The organism is Mesorhizobium sp. BHbdii, from assembly GCF_053848045.1.
On sequence record NZ_JBSPKX010000002.1, the window covers coordinates 72,135 to 85,778 of the forward strand.

Genomic DNA, 13,644 nt, shown 5'->3' on the forward strand with positions numbered 1-13,644 from the left:
GCCCATGGTTTGTAAATTGCTGGTAAGCGTCGAGGCTCGGCGTGACAGAGTTTCTCGACGCCCTCACTCCGCCGCTTGAAGGCGTCGCGCCTCGATGATGGTCCTGATCTCGGCGCGGCAAGAGCCGCAGTTGGTGCCGGCATGCAGGGTGGCGCCGATCGCCTCGACGCTGGTGCAGCCGCCGCGTACCGCCTCCGCGATCTGGTTGGCGCCGACCCCGAAACAGGAGCAGACGACGGCGCCACGATCGACGGTATTGCCGCCCGGCCGCCCGGCTACGATCGCCAGCCGCCCGCGCCGATCGGCATGGTCCGCACTCAACTGCTCCACCGCCCAGCTGCGCGACACCGCGACCGGCTTGGGCGCAAGATAGAGCGCGCCAGCCAGCCGGCTGCCGGCGAAGCGGGCAAAGCGATAGCGCCCGCCGGCGACATCATGATAGGCGAGCGTCTCGCCTTGCGCGTCCGCGCCAAAAAGCGAAGCTGCGAAAGCCGACCAATCCCGGCCAGCTTTCAGTGCAAGCTCGAGGCGCCAGCCAGCGGCGCAACGGGCGAGGCTCCAATAGTCGGCGTCGATCGAGCCCGGCCGTTCGGCAAGCACGGCGAAGCCGAAGGCGGCGGCAGCAAAGCGTTCCACGCGGGCGGCAACATTCTTCGAGGCCGGCTGGCCTGAAATCGCATCGGTGATGGGCGCCACCAGTGCATCCACGCGAGCACGCGCTGAGAACTGGTCCGTCCAGTGCATCGGCACGAAGACTGATCCCGGCCGCTGCCGCGCTGTCACCAGCGCGCGAACCAGCACCTCGCCGTGCACAGTCGAGACGCGCACGATGTCGGCATCGCCGATGGCGAGGTGCTGCGCATCCAGCGGATGGATTTCGGCGAAGGGCTCGGCCATGTGCTGCGACAGCCGCTGGCTCCTGCCGGTCCGCGTCATGGTGTGCCAATGGTCGCGAACCCGCCCGGTGTTGAGGATCAGCGGATAGTCCGGGCTGGTGCGGATGTGTGCGGTCGGGTGGATGGCGATGAAACGCGCCTTGCGGTCGGGCGTGTAGTAGCCGCCATTGGCGAAGAACCGGATACCCTCCCCCTTGAGGGGAGGGTCGGCGAGCGAGCTTTGCGCAGCAAGGCGAGAGAGCCGGGGTGGGGTCGGAGAGGCTCCACGGACCCCACCCCGTCCCGCTTGTTTCGCTTCGCTCAACGCGCGCGCCGACCCTCCCCTCGAGGGGGAGGGTGAGGCCGGTGCTGGCCATTGGAATGGCGCCAACTCCTCGTAGGTCCCCGCGTCAACACCGGCGTACGCGCCTATATCAAAATCGCGGGCGCCGTCATTCTCGAAGGCCGACAGCGCTGCATGTTCAGCGAAAATCGCGGCCGGCGACGCATACGAAAACGCCTCGGCAATCCCCATCCGCTTGGCCACTTCGGCGATGATCCACCAATCGGCTCTTGCCTCGCCGGGCACCGGCAAAAAGGCGCGTTGCCGCGAGATGCGGCGCTCCGAATTGGTTACGCTGCCGTCCTTCTCGCCCCATGCGGCGGCGGGCAGCCGGACATGGGCGTGGCGGACCGTGTCGGTCATGGCCAGCACATCCGACACCACGACAAAAGGGCAGGCCTTGATCGCCGCCTCGACGGCATCGGCATCCGGCATCGAATCGACCGGGTTGGTCGCCATGATCCATAGCGCCCGGATACGCCCGTCGGCCACCGCCTGGAACATCTCGACCGCCTTCAAGCCGGGTTTTTCGGCGATGGCCGGCGCGCTCCAGAAGCGCTGCACGAGGCTGCGGTGTTCGGGGTTTTCGATCTCCATATGGGCGGCCAGCATGTTGGCCAGGCCGCCAACCTCGCGGCCGCCCATGGCGTTGGGCTGGCCGGTCACCGAAAACGGCCCGGTGCCGGGCTTGCCGATGCGGCCGGTGGCGAGATGGCAATTGATGACGGCGTTGACCTTGTCGGTGCCCGAGGACGACTGGTTCACGCCCTGGCTATAGACGGTCACCGTTTTCGCCGTCGCGGCAAACAGGCTGTAGAAGCGGACAAGCTCGTCCTCGCCGAGGCCCGTGGCAGCGGCGATGCCGGCAAGGTCGAGCGCGGAAGCGGCAATCGCGCCTTCGAAGCCCGTGGTATGTGCAGCGATATAGGCGCGGTCCAGAGCGTCATTTTTGCCAAGATAGGCGAGCAGGCCGGTGAACAGCGCGACGTCGCCATCGGCCGCGATCGCCAGATGCATGTCGGCGATACCGGCGGTCATCGTGCGGCGCGGATCGATCAGCACCACCTTCATCTCGGGCCGTTTTTCCCGGGCCGCGGCAATGCGCTGGTAGAGCACCGGGTGGCACCAGCCGAGATTGGAGCCGACCAGCACGATCAGATCGGCAAGCTCCAGATCCTCGTAACTGCCCGGCACGGTGTCGGCGCCGAAGGCGCGGCGGTGGCCGGCAACCGACGAGGCCATGCACAGGCGCGAGTTTGTGTCGATATTGGCCGAGCCGATGAAGCCTTTCATCAGCTTGTTGGCGACATAATAGTCCTCGGTCAGCAACTGGCCGGAAACGTAGAAGGCGACCGCGTCGGGGCCGTGCTCGGCAATGGTTTGCGAGAAAGTCGAGGCGACGAGGTCGAGCGCTTCGTCCCAGCCGGTGCGGCGACCGTGGATCTCCGGATAGAGCAGCCGGCCGTCGAGATCGATCGTCTCCGCCAGCGCCGAGCCCTTGGAACAGAGCCGGCCGAAATTTGCCGGATGGTCTGGGTCGCCGCGAATGGTTATTTCGCCATCCGCGGCGACCTTCGCCAGCACGCCGCAGCCCACCCCGCAATAGGGGCAGGTGGTCCTCACCTCGCGCGCTTCGTCGATCTTCATGCTCAGGCCGCGCGGCTGGCCAGCGCTTCCAGCGCAATGAACAGACGCTCGCCCTCGATCCGCACCGGAATGGTGCGCACCGCACCTTCATCGGCGCCGAGCGCCTTGCCGGTCTCCAGCGAGATCACCCAATTGTGCAGGGGACAGGTCACCGCCGCGCCGTGGACGATGCCCTGCGAGAGCGGCCCGCCCTTGTGCGGACAATGGTCCTCGATGGCGAAGACCTGGTCCTCCGCGGTGCGGAAGACGGCGATCTTGCCTTGCGGCGTGGCGACGCAGCGCGCGCCGCGGCGCGGAATGTCCGATATCGAGCCGATTGATACCCAGTTCATCTGCCTCATCCTTTTGCGCGTGTTCTTAACCGAAAACCGGTTTCCACTTTTCGGGAACACGCGCCTACTCCGCCGCCTGCGCGAAACCGACCGAAGCCATCGGCCGGAATTCGTGCTTGTCCTTGCCGGAAACGCGTTCCGACCACGGGTCGACCTGCGCGAATTTTTGCGAAAAAACGAAGCGGTCGAAATACGCCTTGCGCTTCTCGCCATCGTCCATGATCTGGCGCTTAATCTCGGCGATGCCGACGCGCTTGGCCCATTTGTAGATGCGCTCGAGATAGCGGCCCTGTTCGCGATACATTTGCGTCAGCGCCACGATATGCTCGAGCGCTTCGTCCTCGGTCTTGACCAGGCCGAGCACCTCTGTGCCCTTGATGTCGAGGCCGGCAGCACCGGCGAAATGGATTTCGTAGCCTGAATCGACGCAGATCACGCCGACATCCTTGCAGGTCGCCTCGGCACAGTTCCTAGGGCAGCCCGAGACCGCCATCTTGACCTTGGCGGGCGTCCACGACCCCCACATGAATTTTTCGATGCGAACACCGAACCCCGTCGAATCCTGCGTGCCGAAGCGGCACCAGTCCGAACCGACGCAGGTCTTCACCGTGCGCAATCCCTTGGCATAGGCGTGACCGGAGACGAAGCCGGCCTGGCCGAGATCGGCCCACACCGCAGGCAGGTCTTCCTTGCGGATCCCCAGCATGTCGATGCGCTGCCCGCCGGTGACCTTGACCATCGGGATCTCGAACTTGTCTACGACGTCGGCAATGGCGCGCAGTTCGGCGGCATTCGTGACGCCACCCCACATGCGCGGCACCACCGAATAGGTGCCGTCCTTCTGGATGTTGGCGTGGACGCGCTCGTTGATGAAGCGCGACTGGTAGTCGTCGGCATACTCGTCCGGCCAGTCGCAGACGAGATAGTAATTGAGCGCCGGCCGGCATTTGGCGCAGCCGCAGGAGGTGGTCCATTCCAGTTCCTGCATGACGGCGGGAATGGTCTTCAGGCTCTTGGCCTTGATCAGCCGACGGACTTCGTCATGGCCGAGCGTGGTGCAGCCGCACATCGGTTGCACGGCCGCCGGATTGTATTTGTCGCCGATGGTCAGCACCATCAGCTTCTCGACCAGACCGGTGCAGGAGCCGCAGGAAGCGGAAGCCTTGGTGTGGGCACGCACGTCGTCGAGCGAGGTCAGGCCCTTGGCCGTGATCGCGCCTGATATCTTTCCCTTGCAAACGCCGTTGCAGCCGCAGATTTCCGCATCATCCGGCAAGGCTGCAACGGCCGCCATAGGGTCCAGGGAGGCGCCTCCCTGGTATGACTGGCCGAAGATAAGCGTGTCGCGCATTCCCGATATATCGGTCTGCTTCTTCTTGAGGTCGTTGAACCAGGCGCCGTCGGCCGTCTCGCCATAGAGCACGGTACCGATGATGCGGTCATCCCTGAGCACCAGCCGCTTGTAGACGCCGGCGGCGGCATCGCGCAGCACGATCTCCTGGCGGTCCTCGCCCTCGGCGAAGTCGCCCAGCGAGAACAGCTCGATACCGGTGACCTTGAGCTTGGTCGGCGTGTCCATATGGACGAAAGCCGCCGCCTCGTTGCCGGCAAGCTGGCTGGCGGCGACGCGCGCCATCTCATAGAGCGGGGCGACCAGCCCGTAGACCTGGCCGTTGACCTCGGCGCATTCGCCGAGCGCGTAGATGTTGGGATCGTTGCTGCGCATGCCGGCGTCGACGACGATGCCGCGGTTAACGGCAATGCCGGCTTCTTTCGCCAGCGCCGCATTCGGCCTGATGCCCACCGCCATGACGACCAGCGTCGCCGGGATGATGGTTCCGTCAGCGAGTTCCACCTGGTCGACCTTGCCCTTGCCTGTGATCGCCTGGGTGTTGGCCTTGGTGATGACCTTGATGCCGCGTTGTTCGACGGCGCGCTGCAACAGATAGCCGGCAGCCGGATCGAGCTGGCGCTCCATCAGCGTCGGCATGACATGCAGCACGGTGACGTCCATGCCTTGCGAGTTCAAGCCCGCCGCCGCTTCCAGCCCGAGCAGGCCGCCGCCGATGACCACGGCCTTGGCCCGCGACTGGGCGGCAAGCAGCATGGCCTGGACGTCGTCGAGATCGCGATAGGTGAGCACGCCCGGCAGATCGTGGCCGGGCACCGGAATGATGAAAGGCACCGAGCCTGTGGCGATAACGAGCTTGTCATAGGGCTCTGTGACGCCGTGGTCGGAGGTTACGGTCTTTGCCGTCCGGTCGATGGCGACGATCTTGTGGCCCTTGTAGAGGGTGATGCCGTTGGCGATGTACCAGCCGTCGCCGTGGATGATGATCTCCTCGAAGGCCTTCTCGCCGGACAGCACCGGCGACAGCATGATGCGGTCGTAATTGACCCGCGGCTCGGCGTTGAAGATGGTGACGACGTAACGGTCCGGCGCCTGTTCGAGCAGGTGCTCCAGCATCCGCCCGGGCGCCATGCCGTTGCCGATGATGACGAGTTTTTCGGTCATTGAGCTACTCCGCGGCTTCGACGAAGCGGTGGCGTTCGTAGAGAAACTTCAGCACCGCCTCGCGGCAGCGCAGGAAGGTCCGGTCGGAGGAAAGCTCGACGCGGCGGCGCGGCCGGACCAGCGGCACAGGAAGCACCTCGCCGATGGTCGCCGCCGGACCGTTGGTCATCATGACGATGCGATCGGATAACAGCACCGCCTCGTCGACGTCGTGGGTGATCATGATCGTCGTCGAGCCAAGCCTCGAATGGATATCCATCACCGCGTCCTGCAGATGGGCGCGCGTCAGCGCGTCGAGCGCACCGAAGGGTTCGTCGAGCAGCAGGATCTTCGGCTCCATGGCCAACGCGCGGGCGATGCCGACGCGCTGCTTCATGCCGCCCGATATTTCGGCGGGGCGCTTGTCCCTGGCATGCGCCATCTGCACGAGGTCGAGATTGCGCATGATCCAGTCGTGCCGTTCGGCCCGGCTCCTGGTGCGGCCGAAGACCTTAGACACCGCCAGGTTGATGTTTTCGTAGACGGTGAGCCATGGCAGCAGGCTGTGGTTCTGGAACACCACGGCGCGTTCAGGACCGGGGCTGTCGACCTCCTTGTCTTCGAGCAGGACCGCCCCGGCGGACACTTTCGTCAGCCCGGCGATCAGGTTGAGCAAGGTCGACTTGCCGCAGCCGGAATGGCCGATGATCGAGACGAATTCGCCCTTGTCGATGGTCAGCCGGATGTCATTCAGCACCTCGCTGACCTGGCCGCCGCGGGTGAAGGATTTGTCGATATGGTCGAGTTTCAGATAGGCCGTCATTGCCCTCTCCTCACTTTGCCGTTGTGCCGCGGGTGACGAAGGCGCCGACGGCCGCGACAAGGCGATCGAGGCAAAAGCCGGTGATGCCGATATAGGCGAGGGCAACGATGATGTCGGGCAGCCGCGACGAGTTCCAGGCATCCCAGATGAAGAAGCCGATTCCGACGCCGCCTGTCAGCATTTCGGCGGCGACGATGGCAAGCCAGGACAGACCGATGCCGATGCGCAGGCCGGTGAAGATGTAAGGCGCCGCGGCCGGCACCATGATCTTCACGAAGAACTCGAGCTGGTTGAGCCTGAGGATGCGGGAGACGTTGCGATAATCCTCTGGAATGTTGCGGACGCCGACGGCGGTGTTGATGATCACCGGCCAGATCGAGGTGATGAAGATGACGAAGATCGCCGATGGGCTGGAATCGCGGAAGGCGGCCAGCGACAGCGGCAGCCAGGCGAGCGGCGGCACGGTGCGCAGGATCTGGAACACAGGGTCGAGGCCGCGCATCGCCCAGATCGACTGGCCGACCAGCGCGCCGAGCGCAACGCCGACGATTGCAGCCAGGCCGAAGCCGATGGCGACGCGCTGCAGCGAGATCAGCACCCGCCAGGCCAGTCCGATATCCTGCGGACCATAATCGAAGAACGGATGGGCGATCAGATCGTAGGCCTCGTTCCATACCTGGCTGGGTGGCGGCAAGCTGGCGTTGGGCGACGAGCAGGCGATCTGCCAGATGACGAGCATGACGACGATGACGACTGCCGGCGGCACCAGCGTGCTTGCCAGCTTGCCGGCGATCACGGCGGGATCGAAGCGGCGCCTCACCTTGGCGGTGAAAGCTATGACCTCTGCGGGCTTGGCAGGCGTAGGGAACGCCTTCACCTTGGCGTCCTCGATGGCTTGGATAGACATTTTCGCAAAAAGCTCCTTGAGCATTGGAGTGACAGGCGGCGCCACTGGCGCCGCTCGCCGGCGACGTCAGGCCGATGCCTTGATCTTCAGGCTGTCGAGATAGGCGGACGGATTGGCCGGATCGAAGATCTTGCCGTCGAAGAAGGTCTCGACGCCGCGCGATGAAGACGCCGGGATGTCGGCCGCAGCGACGCCGAGGTCCTTGGCCGCCTCGCGCCACAGATCTTCGCGATTGACTTGATCGACTAGCGCCCTGATGTCGGTGGTCGCCGCAAATTTGCCCCAGCGGATGTTTTCGGCGAGGAACCAGCTGTCGTGGCTCTTGAATGGATAGGACACGCCGCCCTTCCAGAACTTCATGTAAAGGTTGGTGCCGGTGGCGACGCGGTCATTGCCGTAGTTGATGTCGCCCTTGAGGCGACCGATGATGTCGGCGGTCGGCACGTTCATCCATTGCCGCTTGCCGATGATGGCCGCCATCTCGTCCTTGTTTTCCATGGCTTCGCACCATTGCTGGGCTTCCATGACGGCCATCAGGATCGCCTTAGTGGCGTTCGGGTTCTTGTCAATGAAGGCGGCGCGCAGGCCGAGCGCCTTTTCCGGATGGCCTTTCCAGAGTTCGCCTGTCGTGGTGGCGGTGAAGCCGACACCCTGATGGACGAGTTGCTCGTTCCACGGCTCGCCGACGCAGAACACGTCCATATTGCCAACCTTCATGTTGGCGACCATTTGCGGCGGCGGCACGACGATGGTCGAGACATCCTTGTCGGGATCGATGCCGCCGGCAGCCAGCCAGTAGCGCAACCAGAGATCATGAGTGCCGCCCGGGAAGGTCATGGCGGCCTTCACCTCTTTGCCCTCGGCCTTCTTGGCCGCGAAGGCGTCCTTCAGCTTGGAGGCATCGAGGCCGACGCCGGTGCCGGCATATTCCTGCGCGACGGAAATCGCCTGGCAGTCGTAGTTGAGCCGCGCCACGACCGCCATCGGCATCGGCTGGTTGTTCTGCGTCACCTTGCCGGTATGCATCAGGTAAGGCATCGGCGTCAGGATATGGGCGCCGTCGATGCCGTTGGCTTCGCCGCCGAGCATCAGATTGTCGCGTGTCGCGCCCCAAGAGGCCTGCTTGAGCACCTCGACATCGGGCATGCCGAATTTTTCGAACAGGCCCTTCTCCTTGGCGATCATCAGCGGCGCTGCATCGGTCAGCGCGATGAAGCCTAGCTTGGCGCCGGTGACTTCCGGCGCTGCCGTCGCCGCATAGGCGCCGGACGGCAGCAGCGCGCGTCCCGCCGCCAGCGTTGCCGCGGTGGCCGCGCTCATCATCAGGAAATCGCGGCGCGTTACACCCTTGAGAGCGGATTGGGTTTTGATGCGTTTCGTCATCGTCATCTCCGGTTGGGCGCGGCTTGGGATCTGCGCCGCGTCTTCGACCAAACAAAAAAAGCCGCCGGCCAGGCCGCTGCGTCCGTTGATCCGGATCGCGTGTGACCTGAGCGGCAGCTTTGCCTGTGGCGCCCGCCATTGGACGCCGTATTCCGTGGCCTGAAGGCCTATGGATTACTATGCAGGAACCGTGCCAGTTGGAAGAAGCGGCGGATTAAGCAATGAAACCAATCGAGAGAGGGGGCGTAACGGCTGGAGCGTCGGATCGCCGATGCTCATGCGGCAGTCACGTTCATTGTGCAGTGGCACAAATATTGTGCAGTGCACGATAGTGCGCAAGGAATGCTCAACTCGTCGGCATCGCCCAGTCGCGGTTAGCGAGATAGTCGTCGATCCTGTCGGGATCGAAGATGCGGCCGTCGAAGAAACCATCCGGACCAAGGACGAGGCTGGCGCCGGCCGAGCCCACCGGGGTGGCAGCGGTCAGGGCACCCTCGACCTTGGCGTTGGCTCCCGGCAGGGCGACGCCGAGCGGCTTCAACGCGGCGCGATAGAGGTCGGGCCGGTAGGTGTCGCGCGCGAGCGCCATGTGGGCAGCGCTGTGCTTGATCTGCCCCCAACGGACCATCTGCGTGTAGAACCACAGCGCATGGCTCTTCCAGGGGAAATTCGCCGCCTTGCCGAAAGGCAGAAAGAAGTCCTCGACGGTCAGTTCCGCGCCGCCGCCCAGCGCAAGATGTCCGGTCAGGATCGGCATCTGCAACGCCGGCGAAACGCCGAGGAAGGAAGGCTGCGCCATCAGCGCGGCCAGTTCGCCGCGGTTCGCCGGATCCTCGCACCAGCGCGCAGCGTGATGGAGCGCGCGCAGCAGGGCTGAAAGGGCTTCGGGGTGTTTTTCGGCCCAGGCCTTGCGCACGCCGACGACTTTTTCGGGGCTGGTCTTCCAGATAGCGGCCTTGACCGTGGCGATATGGCCGGTGCCGGCGACAACCGAGACGCTGTTCCAGGGTTCGCCGGCGCAGTAGCCGTCGATCCTGCCGGCGGCGAGTGCGTCGGCCATGAAGGGCGGCGGCACGATGACGATTTCTATTTCGCGCGACGGATCGATGCCACAGGCCGCGAGCCAGTAGCGCAGTTCGAAATTGTGTCCGGAGTGCGGATGCACGACCGCAAGGCGCAGCGCGTCGCGACCGGCATTTGCCCGTTCACGGATCAGCGCTCCCAAGGCCTTGCCGGCTCGCGCCGGATCGAGGTCGGGCAAGGCGCCGTGCGCGGCCATGCCCGCCCAGACCACGTTCGAAACCGTGACGCAATTGCCGCCCAGTCCCAGCGAGAACGGCACGATCGTATCGGAGGCGAGCGGCGTGAGCCCCAGATTGCAGGCGATCGGCATCGGCCCCAGCATATGCGCCAGATCGAAATGCCCGATCGCGATGCGGTCGCGGATGTTGGCCCAGGATGTCTCGCGACTGAGCGTCAGGTCGACGCCTTCGCGCGCGGCAAAGCCGATCTCGCGCGCTGCGACAAGAACCGCGCTGTCGAAGAGCGGTATGAAACCGGCATTGATCTGGTGTTCGGCCGCCATGCTCAACTCTCTCCGGGATCCAGAAGGCCTGCCGCCGTCACTAGGCTCTGCGCGATTTCGCTGATCTTGCGGTTCTGGTTCATGGCGGTCTTGCGCAGAAGCGTGTAGGCCGCGTCCTCCGACAGGCCGCGCGACCTCATAAGGATGCCCTTGGCGCGGTCGATGACCTTGCGGTCCTCCAATTCACTGCGGGCTTCTTCCAGTTCGCGCGCCATCCGCGAGAACGCGTTGAAGCGGCTGATCGCCATATCGAGGATCGGCTTGACGCGCTCCTGGCGCAGCCCGTCGACGACATAGGCGGAGACCCCCGCTGCCACCGCAGCTTCGATCGAAGCCTGATCCGACCGATCGACGAACATGGCGATCGGCCGCTTCACGACGCGCGACAGCTGGAACATGTTTTCAAGCATGTCGCGGTTGGGATTTTCGAGGTCGATGACGATTACGTCCGGTTCGATCTCGGCGATGCGCCGCGCTATTCCGGCAACGTCGTGAACGACCGTGACCTGCTCATGCCCCGCCTCCCGCAATCCCGCCTCAATGATGGAGGCGCGGATGTGGTTTTCGTCGATCACCAGGACGGTGAGGGATTTCCGGATCATGCCGCATTTTGCGCACGCCGCGCGATTGTGCAATGCGGCATGTTGAGAATTGACGCAGTTATCGCTTCGGGGACTGCCATATGTTCGCGGAGCTGACCCGTTAAGCTTCTTCAAATACCATTCGTAGGGTCTACTTTGCTTTTCTATCGCCTGCGCTATCTTTCAGTTTGCGAACCTTGTCTCGCTGGCTAGAAGATTGGAGGTTTCCATGGATCGGCGATCATTTTTGACAGGAATGTTTGGCATTGCTGGGGCAGCAGCCCTTGCGAGCGCAGTTCGGCCCATCGACGCGGTAGCCGGCGTACCGGGCGCCCGAAGTGGAATCCTCGATGAACTCGACGCGGCGGATACGGAAGCCTTCGTGGATGAAGATACTCAAGCGGAGCCGGTCCGCCATCGGCGGTGGCACCGCAGGCGGCGGCGCCGGCGGCGCGCTTGGAGAAGGATCTGTCGTCGCGTCTGGCGAAATGGCCTTCCGCGTAGACGGTGCTTTCGCAGGCGTGTTTGGGTTTGGGCCTGGTATTATTAGCAGTCAGTGTGCTGAAACCCTGGTGATTGCCGGGGTTTTCAGCTTCAGGCTAGCCGAAATACAGCGAAATTTTCAAGGGACCCGCCCGAGCTGTCGGCCTGCGAGTGATAGGCAGGCCTACAACGACTAATTTTCCCAAGAGAAAAATGGTGGAGCCAATCGGAATCGAACCGACGACCTCTTGAATGCCATTCATAAGGCCTGAGTTTCGTTCTGTTTCCGTTCGTTGCACCCTGTTTCCATGTTTTCAACGCAAATCAGCTACGGTGTTTCCGACTGTATCGCGCTGTTTCTTTTTTGGGGGTGCCCTGGGGGGTGCCCAAGCGCAAAAATCAGGTTGCGAAAATGGCCCACGGCGAAAGCGCTGTCAAAATCACCAAACGGACCGTTGACGCCATCAAGGCCAACGCGACCGACTTCGTTTTCGATAGTGAGTTGATCGGCTTCGGCATCCGCGTTCGGTCCACCGGGGCAATGTCCTACATCGTGCGATATCGCGCCGGCTCGGGAAGCAGCGCGCCGTCAAGCGCGTGACCATAGCCAAGGTATTGCTCCTCAAGCTGCCAGCCTTGGGCCTTATCAGCCCCGGCTTTAGAAAACTGCCACCAGCCGCTCCGCTACCCTCCGCTACCAGCCCAAATGCCTAACGCGGAAAGCTCGGCAATGTCGCCATAGATCATCGAACCTTTGACGAGAAAACACTTGTCTCCGAGGACTTCGTAGAGTGAGCTTGATGCGGTGCAAATCGGCAGGTTCCTCTCATTGGCGTACGTCCCGAGAGTCGCGGTTTCGACCTTACGGTCCTTGGCTTGGGCATAGCCGATGCTGATCGCGAGGATAGCGATTGCAATGAGAGTCGTCTTGCGCATATTTAGCCTTTAGAGCCAGCGCGCTCCTTGGGGCAGCAAAACCGCCACGCATCAAAGTAGCACCGCCCCATGATGGACTTCATCCATCGATTGGATGACGCGGGCTCATCTATATGACCTCGCGCTTGACGAAGCCGCCGACCGCGCTTCGATCGCCCCTTGGCCAAGCGAGACCGCGGAATTGGCCAGAAGGTTCCCGCAATTCGGGTTGCTTTGAAGAAACATTCGGCCTCGCTTTGCGTTCGGCTCTAAGGAGCTGCCCTATGAGCAAGGATGATAGCAAGGGAAGGCCGGGTAGCGGGTCTGTCGTCCAGTTTCTTGCCCGGCGATTGGCCAAGGAAGTTGACCTTGTGTTGCGATCAACACTCCAGGAGCAGCTTGCAGTTGCATTTGAGCGTGCTCTGGAATCCAGCTTTTGTGGCCGCCGACCAAATTGGGACGCGGCAAACCATGGCTGGAATGGTAAGTGTTCTTTATGATCTCCCTTGGCTCTATGATTTAATGGTTCCCCCGAGCCGGTGCGAGGCTTTCTACCGAAATTTGGCCCGAGAACATGGCGGGCCAATTCTGGAACTCGGCTGCGGTACAGGCCGACTAAGTATGCCGTTAGCCTCAGACGGCCACGAGGTTGTCGGGCTAGATGCATCGCGCTGGATGCTAGGGACCGCTGCCATAAAGGCCGGTTCAGCAACTCCCCACTTACATTTTGTTCATGGGGACATGCGCCTGTTCGGTTTTCGGCAAAAATTCTCACTCATCATTGCGACCTGCAATACCCTTGGGCACCTGACGAATGATGTGGATTTGTCGGCAGTGCTTAACAGAGTTGTCGACCACCTTCAGCCGGCTGGAATTTTTGCATTCGACATCGTTAATCCTGATCTGAGGGAACTCGCCTCTCCCTCCAAGGAGAAGAGACGCGACAGAGAGCTCATCGCCTATGATCCGATAAATCAGGTGGAGACGGTCAGGCTGACACGTCCGCCCAGTATACAGCGAGTGGCGCTTGCACCAATGCGATTGCGAACGTTCTTTCCCAAGGAGATACCGCCGCGCCTCAGTTTGGCTGGGATGGAAGTCCTGTGGCGTTTCGGTGATTTCGACGGCAGGGAACTCACTTGCGAAAGTTCGAACCAGGTCTTTGTAGCGCAGCGTACTCAATGAAGCTTCGAGAGGAGAGTGCGGCGCATCTACAGTTCCTATGCTGCCGCACAGGGCAAGAAACGCGGCAAACGCCGAAACTTGCCATTGGCTG

The 13,644-nt window shown here is 62.9% G+C and carries 12 protein-coding genes; 3 read left to right on the forward strand and 9 right to left on the reverse strand.

The genetic code is table 11. The features are described from left to right. Nucleotides 1-63: 63 nt before the first annotated feature. From ACWTU8_RS13025 to ACWTU8_RS13050, 6 genes are all read right to left on the reverse strand, one after another. Nucleotides 64-2,865: a nitrate reductase gene (locus ACWTU8_RS13025; protein ID WP_455848496.1), complete on the reverse strand. Its 2,802-nt coding sequence runs from the start codon at nt 2,863-2,865 to the stop codon at nt 64-66. A gap of 2 nt (nt 2,866-2,867) precedes the next feature. Next, nucleotides 2,868-3,197: a nitrite reductase small subunit NirD gene (gene nirD / locus ACWTU8_RS13030; protein ID WP_192365460.1), complete on the reverse strand. Its 330-nt coding sequence runs from the start codon at nt 3,195-3,197 to the stop codon at nt 2,868-2,870. Nucleotides 3,198-3,261: 64 nt separating this feature from the next. Next, nucleotides 3,262-5,712: a nitrite reductase large subunit NirB gene (gene nirB / locus ACWTU8_RS13035; protein WP_455848497.1), complete on the reverse strand. Its 2,451-nt coding sequence runs from the start codon at nt 5,710-5,712 to the stop codon at nt 3,262-3,264. A gap of 4 nt (nt 5,713-5,716) precedes the next feature. Next, entirely contained in the window at nt 5,717-6,514 is a 798-nt protein-coding gene (locus tag ACWTU8_RS13040; protein ID WP_455848498.1) for an ABC transporter ATP-binding protein, read from the reverse strand. A gap of 10 nt (nt 6,515-6,524) precedes the next feature. Further along, entirely contained in the window at nt 6,525-7,421 is an 897-nt protein-coding gene (gene ntrB, locus ACWTU8_RS13045) for a nitrate ABC transporter permease (protein WP_455848499.1), read from the reverse strand. 66 nt (nt 7,422-7,487) lie between these two features. Further along, nucleotides 7,488-8,804, reverse strand: coding sequence for a CmpA/NrtA family ABC transporter substrate-binding protein (locus ACWTU8_RS13050; protein WP_455848500.1), 1,317 nt, complete (start codon nt 8,802-8,804; stop codon nt 7,488-7,490). Here ACWTU8_RS13050 and ACWTU8_RS13055 point away from each other — a divergent pair. Beyond that, the gene (locus ACWTU8_RS13055) at nt 8,791-8,967 is read left to right on the forward strand and encodes a hypothetical protein (protein ID WP_455848501.1); all 177 of its coding nucleotides are present in this window, start codon (nt 8,791-8,793) and stop codon (nt 8,965-8,967) included. The genes ACWTU8_RS13050 and ACWTU8_RS13055 overlap by 14 nt on opposite strands. A gap of 183 nt (nt 8,968-9,150) precedes the next feature. Here ACWTU8_RS13055 and ACWTU8_RS13060 read toward each other — a convergent pair whose 3' ends face one another. After that, complete coding sequence (locus ACWTU8_RS13060; protein WP_455848502.1) at nt 9,151-10,389, reverse strand: CmpA/NrtA family ABC transporter substrate-binding protein; 1,239 nt, start codon at nt 10,387-10,389, stop codon at nt 9,151-9,153. A 2-nt stretch (nt 10,390-10,391) separates the two neighbouring features. After that, nucleotides 10,392-10,991 carry an ANTAR domain-containing response regulator gene (locus ACWTU8_RS13065; protein WP_127210752.1) on the reverse strand — a complete coding sequence of 200 codons (600 nt, stop codon included), beginning with the start codon at nt 10,989-10,991 and terminating at the stop codon, nt 10,392-10,394. An 874-nt stretch (nt 10,992-11,865) separates the two neighbouring features. Here ACWTU8_RS13065 and ACWTU8_RS13070 point away from each other — a divergent pair. Then, a complete protein-coding gene (locus tag ACWTU8_RS13070) occupies nt 11,866-12,054 on the forward strand; it encodes a hypothetical protein (protein ID WP_455848503.1) in 189 nt (62 codons plus the stop codon). An 83-nt stretch (nt 12,055-12,137) separates the two neighbouring features. Here the strand turns inward: ACWTU8_RS13070 and ACWTU8_RS13075 are convergent, their stop codons facing one another. Further along, nucleotides 12,138-12,389, reverse strand: a complete 252-nt coding sequence (locus ACWTU8_RS13075) for a hypothetical protein (RefSeq protein ID WP_455848504.1) — start codon at nt 12,387-12,389, stop codon at nt 12,138-12,140. A gap of 378 nt (nt 12,390-12,767) precedes the next feature. Here ACWTU8_RS13075 and ACWTU8_RS13080 point away from each other — a divergent pair, with 378 nt between their 5' ends. Then, nucleotides 12,768-13,553, forward strand: coding sequence for a class I SAM-dependent DNA methyltransferase (locus tag ACWTU8_RS13080; RefSeq protein ID WP_455848505.1), 786 nt, complete (start codon nt 12,768-12,770; stop codon nt 13,551-13,553). The last annotated feature ends 91 nt before the right edge of the window (nt 13,554-13,644 follow it).

Bases quoted from the DNA above. Each gene is read 5' to 3' on its own strand.
- ACWTU8_RS13060 (WP_455848502.1), bottom strand. From the start codon at position 10,389: ATGGCGGCCGAACACCAGATCAATGCCGGTTTCATACCGCTCTTCGAC.
- ntrB (WP_455848499.1), bottom strand. From the start codon at position 7,421: ATGTCTATCCAAGCCATCGAGGACGCCAAGGTGAAGGCGTTCCCTACG.
- ACWTU8_RS13040 (WP_455848498.1), bottom strand. From the start codon at position 6,514: ATGACGGCCTATCTGAAACTCGACCATATCGACAAATCCTTCACCCGC.
- nirB (WP_455848497.1), bottom strand. From the start codon at position 5,712: ATGACCGAAAAACTCGTCATCATCGGCAACGGCATGGCGCCCGGGCGG.
- ACWTU8_RS13050 (WP_455848500.1), bottom strand. From the start codon at position 8,804: ATGACGAAACGCATCAAAACCCAATCCGCTCTCAAGGGTGTAACGCGC.
- ACWTU8_RS13025 (WP_455848496.1), bottom strand. From the start codon at position 2,865: ATGAAGATCGACGAAGCGCGCGAGGTGAGGACCACCTGCCCCTATTGC.
- ACWTU8_RS13065 (WP_127210752.1), bottom strand. From the start codon at position 10,991: ATGATCCGGAAATCCCTCACCGTCCTGGTGATCGACGAAAACCACATC.
- ACWTU8_RS13055 (WP_455848501.1), top strand. From the start codon at position 8,791: ATGCGTTTCGTCATCGTCATCTCCGGTTGGGCGCGGCTTGGGATCTGC.
- ACWTU8_RS13070 (WP_455848503.1), top strand. From the start codon at position 11,866: ATGGCCCACGGCGAAAGCGCTGTCAAAATCACCAAACGGACCGTTGAC.
- ACWTU8_RS13075 (WP_455848504.1), bottom strand. From the start codon at position 12,389: ATGCGCAAGACGACTCTCATTGCAATCGCTATCCTCGCGATCAGCATC.
- nirD (WP_192365460.1), bottom strand. From the start codon at position 3,197: ATGAACTGGGTATCAATCGGCTCGATATCGGACATTCCGCGCCGCGGC.